The sequence below is a fragment of the Peribacillus simplex genome, from assembly GCF_030123325.1.
GTDB classification, from domain to species: Bacteria; Bacillota; Bacilli; order Bacillales; family DSM-1321; genus Peribacillus; species Peribacillus simplex_D.
Genome location: NZ_CP126106.1, coordinates 4,626,434 through 4,646,172 on the forward strand (window position 1 = coordinate 4,626,434; position 19,739 = coordinate 4,646,172).

At 39.2% G+C, this 19,739-nt stretch carries 17 protein-coding genes; 6 read left to right on the forward strand and 11 right to left on the reverse strand.

The annotated features are described in order from the left end of the window. The first annotated feature begins 181 nt into the window (after positions 1-181). The gene (gene blaOXA / locus QNH43_RS22035; RefSeq protein ID WP_283915682.1) at positions 182-973 is read left to right on the forward strand and encodes a class D beta-lactamase; all 792 of its coding nucleotides are present in this window, start codon (positions 182-184) and stop codon (positions 971-973) included. Positions 974-1,339: 366 nt separating this feature from the next. On the opposite strand, the gene QNH43_RS22040 is transcribed toward blaOXA, so the two are convergent. The 7 genes from QNH43_RS22040 to QNH43_RS22070 form a co-directional block, all read right to left on the reverse strand. Continuing rightward, positions 1,340-3,097, reverse strand: coding sequence for a SulP family inorganic anion transporter (locus QNH43_RS22040; protein WP_283915683.1), 1,758 nt, complete (start codon positions 3,095-3,097; stop codon positions 1,340-1,342). Position 3,098: 1 nt separating this feature from the next. After that, positions 3,099-3,692 carry a beta-class carbonic anhydrase gene (locus QNH43_RS22045; RefSeq protein WP_283915684.1) on the reverse strand — a complete coding sequence of 198 codons (594 nt, stop codon included), beginning with the start codon at positions 3,690-3,692 and terminating at the stop codon, positions 3,099-3,101. Positions 3,693-3,994: 302 nt separating this feature from the next. Next, positions 3,995-4,732: a PepSY domain-containing protein gene (locus QNH43_RS22050; protein ID WP_283915685.1), complete on the reverse strand. Its 738-nt coding sequence runs from the start codon at positions 4,730-4,732 to the stop codon at positions 3,995-3,997. A gap of 83 nt (positions 4,733-4,815) precedes the next feature. Continuing rightward, on the reverse strand, positions 4,816-6,156 hold the full coding sequence (locus tag QNH43_RS22055) for a sensor histidine kinase (protein ID WP_283915686.1): 1,341 nt from the start codon (positions 6,154-6,156) through the stop codon (positions 4,816-4,818). After that, the gene (locus QNH43_RS22060) at positions 6,153-6,854 is read right to left on the reverse strand and encodes a response regulator transcription factor (protein WP_283915687.1); all 702 of its coding nucleotides are present in this window, start codon (positions 6,852-6,854) and stop codon (positions 6,153-6,155) included. The genes QNH43_RS22055 and QNH43_RS22060 overlap by 4 nt, the downstream gene beginning before the upstream one ends. Before the next feature lie 341 nt (positions 6,855-7,195). Continuing rightward, on the reverse strand, positions 7,196-9,811 hold the full coding sequence (gene ppsA / locus QNH43_RS22065) for a phosphoenolpyruvate synthase (protein WP_283915688.1): 2,616 nt from the start codon (positions 9,809-9,811) through the stop codon (positions 7,196-7,198). Between the two features lie 434 nt (positions 9,812-10,245). After that, a complete protein-coding gene (locus tag QNH43_RS22070; RefSeq protein ID WP_283915689.1) occupies positions 10,246-10,743 on the reverse strand; it encodes an SRPBCC family protein in 498 nt (165 codons plus the stop codon). A 703-nt stretch (positions 10,744-11,446) separates the two neighbouring features. Between QNH43_RS22070 and QNH43_RS22075 the strand changes: the two genes are divergently transcribed. The 4 genes from QNH43_RS22075 (at position 11,447) to QNH43_RS22090 (ending at position 13,207) form a co-directional block, all read left to right on the forward strand. Next, the gene (locus tag QNH43_RS22075; protein ID WP_283915690.1) at positions 11,447-11,851 is read left to right on the forward strand and encodes a VOC family protein; all 405 of its coding nucleotides are present in this window, start codon (positions 11,447-11,449) and stop codon (positions 11,849-11,851) included. Positions 11,852-12,144: 293 nt separating this feature from the next. Beyond that, positions 12,145-12,294: a hypothetical protein gene (locus QNH43_RS22080; RefSeq protein WP_283915691.1), complete on the forward strand. Its 150-nt coding sequence runs from the start codon at positions 12,145-12,147 to the stop codon at positions 12,292-12,294. A 277-nt stretch (positions 12,295-12,571) separates the two neighbouring features. After that, entirely contained in the window at positions 12,572-12,724 is a 153-nt protein-coding gene (locus tag QNH43_RS22085) for a hypothetical protein (protein ID WP_283915692.1), read from the forward strand. 75 nt (positions 12,725-12,799) lie between these two features. Beyond that, positions 12,800-13,207, forward strand: coding sequence for a DUF4183 domain-containing protein (locus tag QNH43_RS22090; protein WP_283915693.1), 408 nt, complete (start codon positions 12,800-12,802; stop codon positions 13,205-13,207). 94 nt (positions 13,208-13,301) lie between these two features. Here QNH43_RS22090 and QNH43_RS22095 read toward each other — a convergent pair whose 3' ends face one another. Beyond that, positions 13,302-13,586, reverse strand: coding sequence for a DUF4183 domain-containing protein (locus QNH43_RS22095; protein WP_283915694.1), 285 nt, complete (start codon positions 13,584-13,586; stop codon positions 13,302-13,304). A 400-nt stretch (positions 13,587-13,986) separates the two neighbouring features. On the opposite strand from QNH43_RS22095, the gene QNH43_RS22100 reads away from it, so the two are divergent. Beyond that, positions 13,987-15,156, forward strand: a complete 1,170-nt coding sequence (locus QNH43_RS22100; RefSeq protein WP_283915695.1) for a hypothetical protein — start codon at positions 13,987-13,989, stop codon at positions 15,154-15,156. Between the two features lie 85 nt (positions 15,157-15,241). On the opposite strand, the gene QNH43_RS22105 is transcribed toward QNH43_RS22100, so the two are convergent. The 3 genes from QNH43_RS22105 to QNH43_RS22115 all read right to left on the reverse strand — a co-directional run bounded on the left by QNH43_RS22105 (position 15,242) and on the right by QNH43_RS22115 (position 19,678). After that, positions 15,242-16,537 (reverse strand): hypothetical protein, encoded by a 1,296-nt coding sequence (locus QNH43_RS22105; protein WP_283915696.1) that lies wholly within the window; start codon positions 16,535-16,537, stop codon positions 15,242-15,244. Between the two features lie 223 nt (positions 16,538-16,760). Further along, on the reverse strand, positions 16,761-18,080 hold the full coding sequence (gene argH / locus QNH43_RS22110; protein ID WP_283915697.1) for an argininosuccinate lyase: 1,320 nt from the start codon (positions 18,078-18,080) through the stop codon (positions 16,761-16,763). Positions 18,081-18,112: 32 nt separating this feature from the next. Further along, positions 18,113-19,678, reverse strand: a complete 1,566-nt coding sequence (locus tag QNH43_RS22115) for an APC family permease (RefSeq protein ID WP_283915698.1) — start codon at positions 19,676-19,678, stop codon at positions 18,113-18,115. Positions 19,679-19,739: the final 61 nt, after the last annotated feature.

The window sequence follows — 19,739 nt, forward strand, 5'->3', positions numbered from 1 at the left end:
TCGTTTGCTTTATATATTCATTAGCTACCCTCTGCTTTCCTCCTTGATCGATACTATCTAAAACAGAATCCAAGAATTAGGTTTCGTTTTTTATCGGGAATAGGTATACTTTAGCCATCAACCTATTTTTTGGAAATCACTTCTGGTGATGTATCAATCCAGCCTTAAAGGAGAGTGTGTAATGAAAATCAAAGCGTTATGTTTCATTCTTGTCCTGCTAGTCACTGGTTCCATGGGTACGATTCACGCAAGTGCAAACGATCAAAAGGTGAAAGAACTGGATATCGGGGAGTCTTTCGATGGTGCGGAAGGCACGATGGTTCTCCAAAACTTAAAAAATGATAAAGTATATATCTATAACAAACAGAGAAGTAAAGTACGCTACACTCCGGAATCGACATTCAAAGTCGCGAATGCATTAATCGGCTTACAGACAAAAGCGGTGAGCGATGAATATGAAGTGAAACGCTGGGATGGCGTAATCAGGGAATTTGAAGATTGGAACAGAGATCATACGCTTGCTTCAGCCATGAGGCATTCCGTGATCTGGTATTATCAAGCAATGGCCCGCGATATCGGGGCGGGAAACATGCAGCGATATGTGAACCTGATTGATTACGGCAATCGTGATATCTCCGGCGGGATCGATCAGTTCTGGCTCGACAGCAGCATAAAGATTTCTGCCCTGGAACAAGTCCAATTCATCGAAAACCTTGTAGAGGAAAAACTGCCTATCGATAAGCAGCATATGAGAACCGTAAAGAGAATCATGATCAATGAAGAAGCAGACTCATATGTCCTCCATGGAAAAACCGGTACACGCCTTTCCGATATGGGATTGGGCTGGTATGTGGGGTACATCGAAACGGACAAAGGCAAATGGGCCTTCGCAACGAACATGGACGGCAGCGGAAGCAAAGCCAAAACGATTACGCTTGATGCCCTGAAAGAGTTGGATATCATAAAAGAATAATCGTTCACGCATGCTCAAAATTCTTGGGCATGCGTTTTGCCTTTTCTTAAGGCTCTTTTCGTAAAGATTGTTGTTTTTAAAAACTAAACGATTTAAGGTTGATTGGAGCGCAAGTGCGAGACTCCTGCGGGAGCAGCGGGACAGGTGAGACCCCACTGGCATTTACGCCGAGGAGGCTCACCGCCCGCCCCGCGGAAAGCGAGCATCTGGAGGGGAAATCAACCACACCGCTTTACTTGGTAAATAGCAACAAAGTATGCGAAAACAGCCTTTCTTAAAGATATCTGATAAACCGTGGGGTAGATTATTATAATCAAAGAAAATGAGCATCTGCCAAAAGCAGATGCCTCATCTTCCTGACAGGAGTCATGTTAAACCTATCTCCCGTTTTCTTTTTTGTTTTAATAATGCAGGCTTTTGGACTTGCTGGGAGAGTGCGGTACATTCAGCAAAAGAAAACTGTTTACATCCTTTACAACGGTTCTCATCCAGTTTGGATAAAGCTTTATTAATGGCATCACCCGTACTGGAAAAGAATTGTTCCTTACCTACCAGATTAATGAATCCGGTTTTTTCCAGCATTTCTTTTGGTTCCTGTTGAATCCCGGAAATCAACACTTGTAGATTTTGAAACTTGAATTGCTTCACGATTTCGGTGAGAAGCGCTTCTCCCGATGTATCGATAAATGGCACATTGCTCATTCTTAATAGGAGGACTTTAGGTTTTGAACGCATTATTTCGTCGATTTCTTCTTGCAGCCTTTCGATTGAGCCAAAGAATAATGGCCCCTCTATCGTATATATGTTAATCTGCGGGCAGCTTGAACCTTGTTGCACCATTTCTGGTTTAACTAGTTTATCAGCTGGATCTGGTAATACCTTCGATAATTTCAATGTACCGCTCATCAGTTTAACGAAAGATAGGATGGCTAATAGCAATCCGATGCCGACACCTGTTGTCAGGTCAATCAATACGGTTAACACGAAGGTGACGATCAATACGATCGAGTCCATGGTTTTTGCTTTTAAGATATGCGAAAATTCCTTCCGTTCGCTCATGTTCCATGCGACAAACATAAGAATGGGGGCCATGCTGGCCAATGGAATGGCCGATGCATAAGGAGCCAGGCTGATCAACACGAGCAATACCACCAGCCCATGAATCACACCCGATATAGGGGAAACTGCACCGTTTTTAATATTCGTTGCGGTACGCGCGATGGCACCTGTAGCTGGAATGCCTCCAAATAAAGGCGTGATCATATTGGTCAATCCTTGCCCCATCAGCTCCTTATTGCTGTTATGTTTACTGTTGGTCATGCCGTCTGCCACTACAGCTGATAATAGTGATTCAATTCCTCCAAGCATGGCAATGACCAAGGCAGCCGGAAGGAGTTCGATCACTAGTCCGCCAGTGATTTGGGGAAACTGAAAATGGGGCAATGCATTAGGAATGGCGCCATAGGCCGATCCGATTGTCGCTACCTGACCTGGAAAGAATAAGCTGGCTACTAGAGTCGATACGATCAATCCCAGCAATGCTCCAGGAATTTTCGGTACATATTTTGGAGTCAGTATGACGAGAGTTAAACTTATGATGGCTACCAGTACACTATAGACATTCACTGTATTGAAGTTCAACAAGATTTCTTTCATATTTAAAAGAAAGGCTTCTTCTTTTTTTAAGTTACTGAGTCCAAAGAAATTGGCAATCTGCCCAGAGAAGATAATCACGGCAATTCCAGCAGTAAAGCCGATGGTAACTGGACGGGGAATAAACTTGATGAATCTTCCCAGTTTGAAGACGCCCATAAGAAAAATCATGATGCCTGCCATGAAACCGGCGATTAACAGTTTTTCATATCCGTACTGCATGACCACCCCGAACAAGACCGGGACAAAGGCTCCGGTCGGGCCTGCAATTTGATATTTGGATCCTCCAAAAAGGGAGACCATGATTCCTGCAATAATGGATGTGTACAGTCCGTATTCCGGTCTTACTCCAGAAGCAATGGCAAAAGCCATCGCTAAAGGAATCGCTACAATCCCAACTACCACCCCGGCAACCAGGTCTTTCTGAAAACTGCCTAGATTATATCCTTCAAGCCTGCTAGGTCCCATCATTCTATCGCTCCTTCTTTTGAATATGTATTTCGTCCTTGCTATATCCATCTATGATCCGATCCAATTTACCCGTTTCGGGATGGATGACCATACCGTGAACGGCAATGGATTCCGGTAATAATGGATGGTTTTCGATCAAACGGACACTATTCGTTACACTCTCCTCAACGCATTGAAAACCTGACAGCCACTTTGATAATTCAATACCAGAGTTTGTAAGGACATCAATTTGCTCCTGACTGACTTTCTTCTGCTTTGCGGCATCAAGCAGTGAAGAGGATTGAAGCCCCACCATACCGCATCCATGATGTCCGATCACACACACTTCCTCCACTTTTAGCTCATAAATAGCGACAAGGATACTGCGCATGATGCTGCCAAAAGGATGGGAAACAATGGCTCCAGCGTTTTTAATGATTTTCGCATCCCCATTCTTTAAACCCATCGCCTTTGGAAGCAATTCCAGCAGACGGGTATCCATGCACGTTATGATGACGATCTTTTTATCTGGATACTTTGTCGTTTGAAACTCTTTATACTTGTTTTGATCGACAAACACCTTGTTGTAATCCAGAATGCTAGAAATAACTGACATTAATTATTCTCCTTTCTCGAGTTGAAATATGATGGAAATGTTTATGTACAATAATCCAGATGCCTTTCATCCAACCAACTTATTTGGCCCTGATTTATCATTTGGTGCTTTATTCCATGTTAGAGAAATTAAATTAGAGTTAAATGATAGAAGGATTAGAAATTGGTGAGAATTATTACATTTTCTTCTCTTTCCTTTTGCATTTTCCTTACTCAACGAAGCCAAAAAGGGTGATGCCTATTAATAGGCATCACCCTTTTTTATGATTTGCTCCATTGCGTCTTGATTAATAAACCCTTTAATTAGTTATCAGGGCCATCATTATCATTCTCTTCATCATCTTCCCATGTTATTGTTTTTACTTCTTTTGTAAAGCCGTCAACTTGGACGACCGCGTCTCGATCATCCTCTAATTCAACTTCGATCAAATAATAAGGTGTCTGATCTGGGGGCTGATAAAATTCTGTATCGTCACCTGTTCCTTTTACATGTTTTTCCGCAATTTCAATTGCTTCCTTTTCTGTAATGATACTATCTGCCACCATTGTCGAGTCAATAATGGCTCCAGAATATGGGTCGAGTATCAATGTGATTTTTTCGTTATTCTTATTTACCACAGCTTTATAAAAGGAATTTTCTTTCTCCTGCACAAAATCAATTTGTTCCAGATCACCTTGTGAGGTAATCCGTGCCTTTATTTCTTTTTGGGTCAGTTGCTTTTGGGGTATGTTTTCCGTCGTTTCTTCAGCTGCATGAACTATGGATTCTTTTTTTAGAGAACGAACTTCACCGCTTTTCGCATCCATCCTAATTTGATACACCCCGGTTTCAAGCTGCATTTCAATCCGATATTCTCCACCTTCACTTTTCGTTGTCTTTATGATGGTTCCAGGATATTTATCCTTTGCTGTATGGTTCACTTCTTCTTCCGTCAAGCTTTCAGCGGATAATGATGGAGCCCACCATTGAAATCCGACGAATAATAGCAGGCCAAAAACGAGGGTTGATCCAGCTGTTATCAGCATTTTTCCACTCTTCATCGTATCCCCCATCCAACGTCATTCTGACTTATTTAATCTTGATAAAATGAGACCGATAAGAATTCACTATTTAAGAGACTCAATTAAAATAAAAGGGTGACGATCGTTCCCCTGCCTTCGAGACTATCCATTTCAATCCGCACATCAATTGCATCAGCAATTTCCTTTGCCATGGTAAGCCCCAATCCTGATCCGCCTTTCTTTCGGCTTCTTGCTTTATCTACACGATAAAAGCGATCGAACACTTTTGGCAATTCAGCCTTTGGAATTCCATCCCCTCTGTCTTCGATGCGGATATATGCTTCATCACTTGTTTGTCCTATGTAGACTGAGATATGCTCGTCACTATACTTTCTTGCATTGTCTAAAAAAATGAACAAAAGCTGTTTTAACTTTTGAATGTCCGTTACTGCTTCAATTGCATCGCCACTATAAATCTCCACTGTTCGGTTGTACGCATTTTTATACACTTTCGCTAACTCTGCCATGATGTCGTTCAGAATGATGGTTTCCTTCTCTATATTCCATTTTTCCTGATGCTTTGCAAGCAGGAGCATTTCCTCTGTCATCTCCCTCATTCTTATGGCTTCAGAATGAATGGCCTCTATTGATTCATCAAACAAATCCGGGCGCTCCAACCCTTTTCTCTTCAAAAGACTTGCATAGCTTTCGATGACAGTTAGCGGTGTTTTTAATTCATGTGAAGCATTCGATACGAATTGCTCCTGTTTTTCGAAGTTGGCTTGCAGCAAATCAATCATGTGATTAAAGGTATTTCCCATTTCCACAAGTTCATCCTTTGATTTTTCCTCTAGGCTAAGTCGTTTAAATTGGCCGCTTGTTTGAATCTCCTTCATCGTATCAATCATCGATCGAATCGGACGGGCGATGAAGTTACTAAGAATGGTGCTTGATATCAGAACAGGTATCATGGCAATGACCGTCACAGCGATTAATACGATGCGCAGAACAGCGAGCATTTCTTCGGTTGCTGTAATGCTTTTGGTGATTTGCAGATTAACTACACTTCCATCCCCCCAAACGATCGGGTTTGAAACGAATACATACTTTTTCTTATGATAAGTGATGATCGCGCTCTTCTCACCCGGATAAAAGCCACTATCTCGATTGCTTAATTGTTTTTCAGAATCGGATGTAACGACTGTTCCATTTCGTTGACCTTCTTTTACAATACCGATCATGCCATCTATAGGCAGATAGGCCCGAAGTAAATCATTTGGTGAAATATCATTAACATTTTTACTAACATCAAAGGCAATTTTCTTTGTCTCCGCTTTCGCACGATTAAGTTCATTCACCATCATCAAATTACTGAATACAAAATAAATGGAAACATTCATTAAAAGGAGCAGGAAAATGAATAACACCGCTGTATATAAATTTATTTTCTTCCGAAGCCTCATTTTGCATCCTTCATGACGTAGCCAACGCCTCTTACAGTATGAATAAGCGGCGTATCGAAGCCATATTCGAGCTTTTTGCGAACATATCGGATATACACATCCACAACGTTTGTTTCTCCATAGAAATCATACCCCCAAACCGCTTCCAGAATTTGATCCCTGTTTAGCACTTGACGCTTATTCTTCAGTAAATAAAGAAGTAAATCATACTCTTTTGGTGTTAGGTCAATTTCACTTTCACCTCGAATGACTTCGCGTGTTTTGACATTCACCTTTAAATCAGCGGTATTGAGCCATCCATCGTCTTCATCTTCCATTGAAGGTACAGCAGTCCGCATTCTTAAAACTGCACGAATTCGGGCAAGCAATTCCTCAATTTGGAAAGGTTTAGTGATATAGTCATTCGCGCCGAGATCAAGACCGGAAACTTTATCCTCAACAGAGCCTTTTGCAGTTAACAGGATGACTGGGGTGGAACTGTTTTTCATACGAATTTTCCGAAGCAGCTCGATCCCGCTTATACCTGGAAGCATCACATCCAATAAGATCAAGTCCCATTTTGCTGATCGATACGCTTCAAGGGCTTGATTCCCGTCCATTGCCTTTCCAATTTGGTAGCCTTCGATTTCAAGCTCCAATTCTAGCAGTCTCAAGATTTTTTCTTCGTCTTCCACGATTAGTATCGATTCTTCACTCATTTGTAAGGCCTCCTTTGCGGGGGTTGTTTGTGTGACTATCCCTGTTTATGTATTCTGTCAAACAAAGATACTACAGTTGGAATACTAAGGAAATAGGGTATTATGACGGGTTAATAGGGCCCAATGCCAGAAGCTATCATAAGTAAATGGAAACAAATTTTTTCGGAATGGTTCCCATCCACATGCTGAAATGGCATCACTTGAATAGAAAACTGCGAATTTACGACATTATTAAAATCCAAAAATAAAAAGCCCCATTTCCCGGTGTTGCAGGCGGGAAATGGGGCTTTGGTTACTACGTGAAAGCGAATGCTCTTCTTTAATGATTTAAATGCAATGAATTATATTATTTCGATATACCCTTCTGTTCCATGCACGCGAATTCGTTGACCGTCTCTTATGATCTTGGTGGCATTTTCCACCCCGACAACCGCCGGTAAGCCATACTCACGCGCGATAACCGCTCCATGGGTCATCAGTCCGCCAACCTCGGTAACTAGACCTTTTATGGATACAAACAATGGTGTCCAGCTAGGGTCGGTAAAGGGGGTGACCAATATATCTCCCTCTTCTAAATTCGCATCATCCATGTTTAAGATGACACGTGCCCTTCCCTCAATAACTCCGGAAGAAACAGGCAGACCTGCAATAGCTTCGGCTGGGAGATTTTCTCGTTTGTACTCCCCTGCAATGATTTCACCATCAGAGGTGATAACACGTGGCGGAGTTAGTTTTTCATATAATTTGTACTCTTCTTTACGTTTGCTGATGATTTGGTAATCGAGTTTATTTGTGCGTACGACTTCGTAAAATTCTTCAAAAGTGAGGTAGTATATATCTTCTTTTTCACGAATGACTCTGGCTTGTAAGAGTTGTTCGGCTTCTTTCAGTAAAGCCTGCTTATAAACGAAGTAGCGATTAACCATGCCGTATTTTGGATATTCCCGATAACCGATGAAATTCCGGATTAGGCTGATCATTCGTTTTGTTTCTTTGGCTTTTTGTTCACCATCCGGTAATTGCTTCAATCGAGCTAATAACTCTTGTTCTTTTTTCAAAGCTTCCTGTCGCCCTTGCTCAAATTTCCGATTGCTGGCATCAGGCTCAAAGTTTTTGATATTACTGAGAATCATGGGGATGAGCGCAGTTGGTTTTTCGCTCCAACGAGTTTTAGTAATATCGATTTCTCCGGTACATCGCATTCCGTATTTTCGGAGATAATCATCGATAGCGTCTTTGGTTTCCTGTCCACCATCAAACTTAACCAGTTCATCCAAAAAGTTATCATCTTTTACATGTTGTAAATAATCAATTACTTCTGGATAAGGACGAATCACATCTGCGATATCCAATAGCGCCAGACCCATTTCCGAAGTAATATTGTTTGGTACAGATTGAGAAAGTGTATCCGCTGCGTTTTTTTCACCTAACCACTTGTTCATTTTTTCATTGATCCATGATGAGGCATCCATAGCAGCCATAAACACAGCTGAACTTTGTGGGTCAAATAGAATCTTCTTTAATAGCTGGATATCTTCCAGTATAAAATCAAATAAATCCGATCCTGATTTCGTTTGGATGTTTTGTTTTAACTCTTCTATCGATGTTTGACTGCTCTTAATCAAATCAGAAACGATCGTCGGGTCGTGTTCGATTTGTGCCCTAGAATCCGCAGGCGACACACTTTTATTGCTTTTACGGGAACTCTGTCCTTCCTTATCATTTGGTAAAGATTTTATGAAATCTCCTCGCTCTATTATGGTAATGAGTGCGTCTTTCATGATTGGATCGTGTTGTCCCATGGCATCTAATAACATTTTTCTGCTGTCAGGCGAAGCCAGATTATGCGTGACATCAACAAATAACCTTCCGCCAGCTTTAAATCTGGGTCCAAAAGATGTTAACTGGAATAAAGACATTCCAAGTGGTTTCATGGGATCGGTCATCATTTGTTGATGTCCGACAGATACGTACACGTGATTTTCTTGATCATCCGCTTCAGGGATCGGGTATAAAGTAGTGATTGGCCGACTCTGGACAATATAAAATGTATCATCAACCAAACACCATTCGATATCTTGCGGGCAGCCAAAATAAGCTTCGATCTGCCTTCCTGTGCGTGCCAGTTGTAAAATTTGTTGTTCAGTAAGTGTTTGATTCTTTTGCCGATCGGGATCGATCTGCCGGGTCTCCGTTCCGCCCTCTTTTAGTCCATGGATAGCCAATTTTTTGGTTGCTATCATCTTATCGACGATCTCATCTTCCTGTACTTTATAACAATCGGCAGATACCAAGCCAGAGACCAGTGCTTCTCCAAGTCCAAAACTGGCATCGATCGATAGCAGCTTTCGGTTAGAAGTAATCGGATCAGCAGTAAATAAAATCCCTGAAGCCTTAGGGAAAACCATCCTTTGAACGATAACGGATAAATAAACTTGACTGTGGTCAAAACCATTTTGCATACGGTAGATTACCGCGCGATCCGTAAACAGGGAAGCCCAACATTTGCTGATATGCTGCATGATGGCATCGACGCCGATGATATTTAAATAGGTGTCTTGTTGACCAGCAAAAGAGGCATGTGGCAAATCTTCAGCTGTCGCACTAGAACGCACTGCATAAGCATGTTCATCACCAAACCGGGAGAGATAGTGGGCAACAGCCTTCACTACATCGGAAGGAATTTCTACTTCCATAATGATTTTCCGAATCTTCCTGCTGATTTCACCAATTTGATCTCGATCCTCCACTTTCAGCAGTGTTAGTTGATCCACCAATGCGTAGAAAGCTTCGTTTTGTTCGAGGGCTTTTTGATAGCCTTCTGTCGTAACACAAAATCCTTCGGGCACTTGTATTCCCTGAATCTTCGATAGTTCCCCTAAATTCGCCCCTTTTCCTCCGGCGAGCAAAAGTTGCGTTTTATCGATTTCCCGAAACTCCAGTACATATGGTTTCATTTCTTTCCCTCCCATTTATTGCTTCATACCAAGACGAATCTCATGACAAAAAATGTTAATCTGATCAACCAATTGCGCGGTCCGCTCGTTCTTGCTCCTGGTGAAGTTCCATGTTCATCAAACACTCCTTAAAAAAATAAAAATAGGGGTTGACTGAAAAGGACTTTATGAAGTATAATTAAAATAGGGATAATTTATATAAAAATCATTTAACAGTGTGTAACTATATAAATTTACCACAGTTTTTCTTATTTATCAATGATTAAAGGAAGAAAAATTTCACAAGACTACAAAAATGATAATGAATTCCTATATTAATGAGCCCGATTTCTATTTTAAGAAATCGGGCTTTTTTCGTTACCCTTTAATAAGAACACTGAGAACTCTGCTATTAACAGTGTTCTCAGTGTTTTTTTGATCGTCATCGACCTATATCACTTTTCTGAAATATTCGCGAGATAACCAGCGAGTTGAACGAAGGTTCCAGAAAAGCCCGCCTGTACCATTTCCTGCGATTCCTCGTAAGTTTTCATTTCCTCCTCAGTTGGAGATACAGGTGTCCCAATCATTGTAAGTACTGTTTTACCTTCATGCTCGGTGAATGTAAAAGTATTGAGAATTTCCAATGGCCAGTTGTCGTTAAAAGGAGCACGTACGATGTTACCCTTTTCATCAGAAAAGAATGAGGTGTAAACAAGTTTCTCTGGAGCTTTTACTTCTTGATAAACAAATTTGACCCACATTACATTACCGTCAGGAGATGTCTGGCTGTAATGTAAGACACCATCCTCGCGAAGCTCAAACTTGGAAATATCAAAAGCCCATCCTTTTGGGCCCCACCAGTTCTTCAGATGTTCTGATTCGGTCAATGCCTTAAATACAAGCTCACGAGTAGCGTTGAAACTAAGGGTAATTTCAGTTTTTGTAAACATTTTATTCCTCCAATTATTGTGTTTTATTTTGTAGCTCCTTTAAGATAAAGTTCCAAGCTGTCGAGTTTTTCTTCCCATATTTCACGATACCGTTCCAACCAAATGTTTAATGCCTTAAAGGGTTCTGAACGAAGCTTATAAATTCGACGATTTGCTTCCGCATAAAATTCCACCACTCATGATATATAAAGCACACTTAGATGTTTAGATGCCAATGGCTGTCGAATCCGCCCTTAATCGAATTGGCTCTGCAAGAGCACTTAATAATGTAGTATTCATCTTTATACTACGATTTATTAGCATTATATTCCTTCACGTGGAGAATAAAATAATGATATTTTTGTACATAATGATACAGGTTTAAGTTTTTAATAAAGGCGCTCTTTTCGTAAAGATTGTTGTTTTAAAACGAAACTATTTCAGGTTGATTGGAGCGCAAGTGCGAGACTCCTGCGGGAGCAGCGGGACAGGTGAGACCCCACAGGCGTTTACGCCGAGGAGGCTCACCGCCCGCCCCGTGGAAAGCGAGCATCTGGAGAGGAAATCAACCACACCGCTTTACTTGGTAAATAGCAACAAAGAATGCGAAAACAGCCTTAATAAAAAAGAATGATTTAGAAGTTTTTATTTAAAAATAGAACCTATGTTCGTATATACTGGTAAGAAGACAAGGAATCCAATCTTAATTCAAAGGAGAATGAAAATGATTAAACCGTATTTAATGTTTAATAGAGAATGTGAAGAGGCTTTCAAACTTTATATGGAGGCATTTGGCGGGGAACTTATTGCGATGCAAAAATATGGTGAGCTCCCATCAAGTCCAGACTTTCCTGTTGAAGAGAGTGATAAGGAACTTGTTCTATACTCACAATTAAGAATCACAGAAGATGGATATATTATGGGTTCTGATTCAAAACGCGAATTGAATGATAGTGACAAAGTGGTTGTAAGCGTGGAGCTTAACTCGGAGGAAAAAGCCAGAAAGGCATGGAGCTTATTAAAAGAGGCTGGATCTATACATATGGATCTTCATGAAACATTCTTTGCGAAACTTCACGGTTCTTTGAAGGATAAATTTGGTATTTCGTGGATGTTTACTGTCAATTAAATTGAATCCAAGCCAAAAGACAACCCGTTATATGACTGGTTGTTTTTTTATTATTCGGATCATTGTAAATCCCCCACTTAAACTAACCTCCCTCTATTGTTGAAAAAGGTATTCCTTTGATTCATACCTTTAATCTATAAAATTGGAGATTATCGAACACGGGATGAATTTAAGGTGCATAATATAGGATTGTGATATTTAACTATATTTTGAAAAGATGTAATATCGTGTATCCTTTTTACACTAACCCACACCAACTCAAACAAGAAACATTGTCACAGGTTGGCCCTTGGGTGCAGTATGGTTTAAACGAAGCTCAAAAAACATCTATCCCTCATGCAATGATGGAAATTGCAGCTATTGCCTATCTGATGGGTAAAGGATATGATCCAAGGATGGCGCATCAAATGGTCGAATCATGGGAAGTTAATGAAATGTTTTAACTGCTTAGCTTTAAAATAAAGATTAATCAAAATGTCCTCTTTAACCCCCATATTGGCGTAAATAAAAAAATCCATTTTGAGATCGATCAAAATGGATTTTTTTATTATGACCGTTTTCCTTTAGTTTAAGTACAATCCTTCACAATTTCGCCTGCCCCATATTTTGTAAGTTGTTCACTCTATCTAGGTTTTGGTTTTGGTCTTTTTGTACTTACACGGCTTAGAAGTCGTCGCTGGCAGGAGTAGTGATCGATGAAGCAGCTAGTAAGTGTTATGTATGAAACGGAATGGGAAAGAGATAGAAAGTAAAAAGAATGGTAGCTTGAAGTTAAAAGAAGCGGAAGGTCGGAAAGAGAAAATAAATGTGTATGATATGGAAACTATAGTGGCTGTAGAACCCATACCTGAACCAAATGAAATGAATATATAAGGGTAAGGGAGATATAGAACAATTACAGAGATTTTCGAAGCATCTTATCCAAAAAGGAGGACTGAATAGCAAGTCATGACCAAGAAATTAATCAGTTATCACAACATGTACCAGCAACAAAAGAAAACAGGATTGAAGAATAAAAATATTTGTTTATCACCAAGTCCGCCAAGAGGTTGTCCAAATATTTATCCAGTGAGGGAAACCCCAGATCCGGCCAACATTTTAAAGGTAAAAACTTTTCAATATACTGCAATCTCTGACGGTATAAAAAGGATTTATACCGATCAAGATGGAGTATTAAAATACGGAAGCTCCGGGATTCTTGATCCAAACAGCGTATCTTATATAAACTTATTTATAAATGGAATTTTACAGCCAAATATAAATTACACCGTGAAACAAGGAAAACTTACATTCTCTAACGAGTTACCCCTATCCGGAGCCCCTATTATTCTTCAATTTGTAATAATTTATGGATAAAGACAAAGCGGAAAGCTTTTACGCATCCAATAAACAAAATGCCGGACAATCCTATATGGATTACCGGCATTTTTTCATTAGCAAATCATGAGTATTAGTTGACTACAACTTCAATAACGATTGGGGTTGCATCATCAAGTGTATCGCCATCTGGAATAGTTAAAGTAGTAGGAGTGAGGGTTGAGGTATCAGCTGTTTGAATCTGAGCATTTATATATAAAACATAATAAGCAAATGAAGCTGGAAATGCAGTTACAGCTGCACCAGCGTCATCCGTAAAGGTTGTTGCTGCAATGGCAAACGTCGCACCTGTACCTGTACCGTCTCCTATTGTGGCAGTATACTTTCTGGATGCCATAAAAGGTTTGATTATTGGCATTTATTTGACTCCTTTCTCTTTCAAATGTAAGGGGTTTTTCCAGACAGTCCTTAAGAGGTTGTCCATCCCCCTATTATTTATCTTATTTCATACTTCGGATTAGGGAACGGCAAATAATTCAGATTGATTCGATTTAGTCTCAATGGAGACCAATGTGAAACTACCTTATGAAAAACGTTTGGATATTGGTTTTACAAGGTCACGGAAAGCAAAATAATTTACCAAGATAATTAATTTTATCGGAACGTTATGTATTTAGAAGTCTGCAAGAATCTCTTAAACCATAAACTATAGGCAGGAGCACATAATGATATGGCTATCCATGCATAGATTTATTACACAACATATTATAGAACGAGACTATTTTAAAAACATAAATGAAGAGAATGGGTAGGTGCAAATGGGAATATTAGAAATGATAATATCCAGAGCTAATACAGCTTTGGTAATGAAAACAGGGAATGACTCAGAAGCAGCAATTGGCGGAAGTCCTTTCAAAACAATTAATGGGGCCATAGCAGCAATTAATGCAACGGGCGCAACCGGAATAACAATCTTTGTACTTCCAGGTATTTATGACGAAAAGATCATAATGCCTGCAGGGAATTCATTAAGAGGGATCAGTTCCTTGACTGTAATAATCCGTCAACAAAATGTAGGAGTAAACACAACTTTGTTGACCATGGGTGAGAATACAAGAGTAGAAGATATCACTTTGCAGCTAACTTCATCAAATCATGTTAATTTAATTGGAGCCGCTTTCCCTGGAACGACCTCACAAACAGCTAAAATACGAACAACATCCATAAAAGTGGATAATTCCACTGCCTCGACTACAGGTACCTCCAATGTTTATGGGATTCATTCATTTGGCACAGGAAATACTTCTGACAGCGTTGATGCTGTCAGAGCTTCGGAAATAACAGTAAACTCAGCTGGCCTTGGTATAAAACGGGCTTTGTTGGTAAATACAAATACACATAGATTCAATTGCCGTGATAGTAATCTTTTATTAACAAATGCAGGTGGAGCTGGTTCCTATATAGGCGCTGAAGTAAATCAGGCAGGAGCACAGCTTTTTATACGTGCATCGACTGTCCAAGGAGTTACAGCAGATGTCTCCCAAACAGCAGGAATTTTGAGTATCGGCACTACAAATTTATACAATTCGAATGCAAATAATTTGGGTTTTTCTACCGTTTTACAGCCCTCCACCATTATTTGGGGTGATCCAGGCAGCTTACCAAAAGGAACAGTCCGATTTTATCGGCCAGGATCGGCTTCTGTTGCAAATACGGAAATTTTCATTCGATTAAGTCAAAAATGCCTTTTGAAAGCGCTGGATGTACGAGCTGTTATTGGACCGGGAACTTCTAATACAGATACTTGGACAATTCGTAAAAACGGTGTTGATACACCCCTTACCGTTTCATTGACAGGTTCACAAACTTCCAATATTAATAATAATGTTTCCGTTTCTTTTCAAGCAGGAGATAATCTCTCATTAAAAGTAACGACAAGTTCCGGAACCGCCGTGTCGGATACAGTTCTTCAAGTCGATGTTTTTTAAAAGATAGATAATAAAAAAACATCAATTTTGCATTTGATGTTTTTCCTCCTTTTTCAACTTGAAGAAAGATTCCGAAAAATGGGTGCTATTTTAGACGATAGATTTTACTTGGTCTTCCTCGAGAAGAATAAGATTCCTCACCAATGATTTCTGCTAAATCGACATCACATAAACCTACTACAATACGCCGTGCATTACTTTCATCCCAATAGAGATGCGTTGTTAAATCTTTTATTGTAAAATCGTTCAGTTTCAATCTGTTAACTAAAGCATATAATTTATTATAATTTTTCACACTTATTTTGGCTTTTTTTAGTTTTTCCATAAAATCCTTGTCATCTATCCGGTAAGAAAAACGCAATTCTTCCTCTTCACCCGCAGACTCGATCATTGTTCCGTCCTCTTGTACAATGACGATGCCCTTCTCTGACTTTTCTTTTGAAAGCTGGATGGCACGCTGAGCGTTTATTTCCGCTGAGTGAAGTGTTTGACCATATCCAATTCCTACGGTTACAGTAGCATTCGATTCATTTGACAACTGAAAGACAGTATCTTTTAAATCTTTGATTTTGGATTCAATCGTACCCCTTGTACTAAAGATAAAGTAGCGGCCGTTTCCCTTCTCAACTAATGATCCCTCCAATTGCTCACAAAATCCAAGAAGGGTTTCTTTTAATTTTATCTCTAAAAATTGTAGATGGTACGAGCTTTTAGCTTTCTCAAATATTTTCTCAAAATGCTCTATTTCAATAATTTGAACACCAATTTGGGTGTCTCTAAAGTAAAAAGTTCTCGATTTTTCTGCAAGAATTCTTAATGATTGGCGAATTTCCATATCAGTTGTAGATATTCGATAGGTTGGTACTCCTGCTTCTTTTAAGTTTAGATATACAGCCTCGAAACAAGTTATTGCACCTTCCGTTTTTCCGGCTTTCCATAAATCAAGATGGAATGCGATTAATTCTTCCGTGCTTGAATTAATATGGAAGTTTTTTATATACATTTCTTTTGGAGTAATATCTATTTGTTTTAACGCCTGCTCTAAATGGGTTGTAGTTATTTCATCGATACTTACTTTACTTAAAAATTCCTTTTGGAAATATCCCATATGCAAAAGGCTTTTATAGATGCCTGATTCAGTATGATGAATATATAATAGGTTTTCCCCTATTCCTACAGTATTTTTTGCAACCATATATGAAATTTGGCCAGAAAAAAACCAGACATCCACATTTTTATTGAATTCCAAAACGATTTTTTCAGTTTCTCTGAAATCCTCATATGGGTAGGCTTTAAATTCCATGATCGACTCATATTCTTTACCTAAATTAATAATGCGCTCAACTGATGAATTAGGACCAACTACCCCAATTTTATACATATTTTTCTCCTTAGTTCAAAAAACTTAATTTCTTTAATCTTATCTTTAAAATGAAAGAAATTAAAGTTTAATCCTTCTTCTGTTGGAAAAACATTTATCACAAGACATTGTATCTCTTGTTTTAAAAGGGGAGTTTGATTATGTGTTTTAAAAAATATAAAGAGCTATTAGCATAGACCGTACTTATCTTCTATGCTATAGCTCTTCAATTGAAAAAACTAGATTATTTTAATAAGTTCACCTTAATGCCTTTATTTAATATATTTTGATAATCAATAAAGTTAAATAAGTCCCCTTCAATTAATGGATTTAAGCTCTTCAATTCGTCTAGGGTCAACTCTTCTATTGCTTTATCATGATCTTCACAATAAATGACGATAGAACCAACGATACTGTGGGCATCTCTGAACGCAACCCCTTTGCTAACTAAATAATCAGCGACTTCTGTTGCATTGAGAAAGCCATATTTTACAGCTTTTTTCATATTCTCAGTATTCACCTTCATGGTAGAAATCATATTAGACATAATTTCCAGACAAGACAAAACTGTATCCAATGCATCAAAAAATGGTTCTTTATCTTCCTGCATATCTTTATTATAAGCCAATGGTAACCCTTTCATCGTTGTTAAAAGTGAAGTAAGAGAACCATATACTCGTCCTGTTTTTCCTCTTATAAGCTCTGCTGCATCAGGATTTTTCTTTTGAGGCATGATACTGCTTCCTGTAGAATATGCATCATCAATAGTAATGAATTTAAACTCTTGGCTGCTCCATAAAATCAGTTCTTCACTTAATCTGCTTAAATGCATCATGATGATCGAAAAGCTAGACATTAATTCTAAAAGGTAATCTCTATCACTAACACCATCGAGGAAATTGTTTACAGGTTTTAAAAATCCCAACTCCTCAGCTGTCATTTCTCGGTCTATAACATGAGTCGTCCCTGCCAATGCTCCACACCCCAGTGGACTTTCGTTCATAATTTCAATTGCATTAAGAACTCTTTTTCTGTCCCTATCCAGCATATTGAAGTAGGCCATTAAATGGTGCTTAAGAGTTACTACTTGAGCTCGCTGTAGATGGGTGTATCCTGGCATGATCACATTGTTTGCTTTTGCCTTTTCTTCCAGGTTATTTTGAAGCTCTTCAATATACTCGATCACTTCTAACGCCTTATTTTTAGCGTAAAGCCTGATATCTAAAGCAACTTGATCATTACGACTTCTTGCTGTATGGAGTTTTTTTGCTGTTTCACCTATTCGTTCCGTTAATGTTGCTTCAACAAAACTATGAATATCTTCAAAATCCCCTTCGATCACCAATGCTCCGCTCTCGATATCTTCCAATATAGAAAGAAGTGACTTTACAATACTTTCTCCTTCTTCCTTGGTAAGCAATTCACATTTCACAAGCATATTTACATGTGCAATGCTCCCTTTAATATCTTCAGAATATAGCCTCATATCAACATGAAGAGAACGATTAAAGTCCTCCATTAATTTATTTTCTTCTTTTCTAAAACGTCCGCCCCAAAGCTTCATAACCATTTCTCCTTTTGTAAAATGAGTTACATTTAATTGTTATCCATATCCAGCAATTCTTGTACATTCCCCTTTTTCCTCATGTACCAGACTCCGTTATAAACAGCGAAATAGTAAAAAACGAATCCTATTATTGCCACGATGTAAGACATAAATGGCTCTGGAATAATACCCTTACCACCAAAATTCCCGATTGACGAAATCCCAACGAGCATCAGAATATAAATGACAAGATAGATCCCGCCAATGATTTCCATCGATTTATGTTTATTGATAAAGTGAGTAATCAAATATCCAACAATTCCAATTGCCAATCCCCAAATGGCAAGTTGAACCCTGCTCCAATTTGTCCAATAGATAAGTAGAGTGGCAAATACAAAGGCTAAAGGAGCGATAAAATTCATGCCTGGGATACCGTTGTTTTTTGTCAAACCAACCTTACGAAACACCATTACCGTGACGCATGCTGAGGCGTATTTAAAAATCCCGATCGCTCCAACGATGGCTACAATTGCAGTCCAACTCTTTAAAGGGAACAAGAAAAGCAACCCAATGAGGAAGTTGAGCGTGAGTGCACGTGTTGGAACGCCAAATCTTTTATTAATAGTTCCGAAATAAGAAGGAATGAATCCACTCTTCGCCATTCCAAAAACATGTCTTGAAGTTCCGGCTGTGTAAGCAAGCGCCGATCCAGTTGGGGAAATCATGGCGTCCGCTGTAATGGTCCAAGACAGCCAAACCATATTCGCCATAAGTGCTAAATTCGCAAATGGAGAGTCAAATTTAATTCCACTCCAACCATTAGCCAGCATTTCGGGCGGTACGGCCCCTATAAAAACGATTTGAAGCAAAACATATAAAACTGCCGAGACTGAAAGCGATGTGATAAGGGCAAGCGGAATATTCCGTCTTGGGTTTACCACCTCGCCACTCATCATTACCACATTCCCGAATCCTGTATAGGCAAAAAATATACCACTAGTTAAGATTGCGCTTAATCCTGCGCCATATCCATTAGGGGCAAACCCATGACTTGTATAATTCTCTTCATGAAAACCTGTCATAAAAAAAGCAACGATGGTCAGGACAGGCACTAAAAATTTAATCGTGGTAATTATGGTGTTCGTGACAGCAAATAATTTCACTCCAAAATAGTTCACCACAACAAAGAACACCATTAAAACAGTCGATGCTAGAATTCCTGTTGTCGTAAGTTGCTCCTTGGATATATCATATAGGCCTGGCCAGAACTCATTAGCGTATTGAATAACTCCCGATGATTCAACGGGTGCAGTGGCACAGTAGCCAAGCCAAATCGAATAACTAGTCACTGTAGCAAGCAATTTTCCATGGGAATAAAGGGGATAACGACCTAAACCGCCTGTTTCTGGTCTTACCCTTGCTAATTCAGCATAAACAAGAGCTATTAGCGTAATGACGAATGCAGCAATGACCCAAGACATAATAGCAGCTGGTCCAGCCATTTTTGCCGTATTCCATGGTCCAAAAAGCCAACTTGATCCAATAATTCCTCCAAGGGATAATGCAGTAAGTGACCAAAAGCCCATTTTCTTTTTCAAATATCGTTCTTGATTCATGAAATTCCCTCTCTCTTAATGGGGTATATTATTATTTGCAAACATGGATAGCTTTGTACTG

What these genes read in the sequence shown, in the direction of transcription:
- blaOXA (WP_283915682.1), top strand. Translation starts at nt 182, where the DNA reads ATGAAAATCAAAGCGTTATGTTTCATTCTTGTCCTGCTAGTCACTGGT.
- QNH43_RS22040 (WP_283915683.1), bottom strand. Translation starts at nt 3,097, where the DNA reads ATGATGGGACCTAGCAGGCTTGAAGGATATAATCTAGGCAGTTTTCAG.
- QNH43_RS22045 (WP_283915684.1), bottom strand. Translation starts at nt 3,692, where the DNA reads ATGTCAGTTATTTCTAGCATTCTGGATTACAACAAGGTGTTTGTCGAT.
- QNH43_RS22050 (WP_283915685.1), bottom strand. Translation starts at nt 4,732, where the DNA reads ATGAAGAGTGGAAAAATGCTGATAACAGCTGGATCAACCCTCGTTTTT.
- QNH43_RS22055 (WP_283915686.1), bottom strand. Translation starts at nt 6,156, where the DNA reads ATGAGGCTTCGGAAGAAAATAAATTTATATACAGCGGTGTTATTCATT.
- QNH43_RS22060 (WP_283915687.1), bottom strand. Translation starts at nt 6,854, where the DNA reads ATGAGTGAAGAATCGATACTAATCGTGGAAGACGAAGAAAAAATCTTG.
- ppsA (WP_283915688.1), bottom strand. Translation starts at nt 9,811, where the DNA reads ATGAAACCATATGTACTGGAGTTTCGGGAAATCGATAAAACGCAACTT.
- QNH43_RS22070 (WP_283915689.1), bottom strand. Translation starts at nt 10,743, where the DNA reads ATGTTTACAAAAACTGAAATTACCCTTAGTTTCAACGCTACTCGTGAG.
- QNH43_RS22075 (WP_283915690.1), top strand. Translation starts at nt 11,447, where the DNA reads ATGATTAAACCGTATTTAATGTTTAATAGAGAATGTGAAGAGGCTTTC.
- QNH43_RS22085 (WP_283915692.1), top strand. Translation starts at nt 12,572, where the DNA reads ATGAAACGGAATGGGAAAGAGATAGAAAGTAAAAAGAATGGTAGCTTG.
- QNH43_RS22090 (WP_283915693.1), top strand. Translation starts at nt 12,800, where the DNA reads ATGACCAAGAAATTAATCAGTTATCACAACATGTACCAGCAACAAAAG.
- QNH43_RS22095 (WP_283915694.1), bottom strand. Translation starts at nt 13,586, where the DNA reads ATGCCAATAATCAAACCTTTTATGGCATCCAGAAAGTATACTGCCACA.
- QNH43_RS22100 (WP_283915695.1), top strand. Translation starts at nt 13,987, where the DNA reads ATGGGAATATTAGAAATGATAATATCCAGAGCTAATACAGCTTTGGTA.
- QNH43_RS22105 (WP_283915696.1), bottom strand. Translation starts at nt 16,537, where the DNA reads ATGTATAAAATTGGGGTAGTTGGTCCTAATTCATCAGTTGAGCGCATT.
- argH (WP_283915697.1), bottom strand. Translation starts at nt 18,080, where the DNA reads ATGAAGCTTTGGGGCGGACGTTTTAGAAAAGAAGAAAATAAATTAATG.
- QNH43_RS22115 (WP_283915698.1), bottom strand. Translation starts at nt 19,678, where the DNA reads ATGAATCAAGAACGATATTTGAAAAAGAAAATGGGCTTTTGGTCACTT.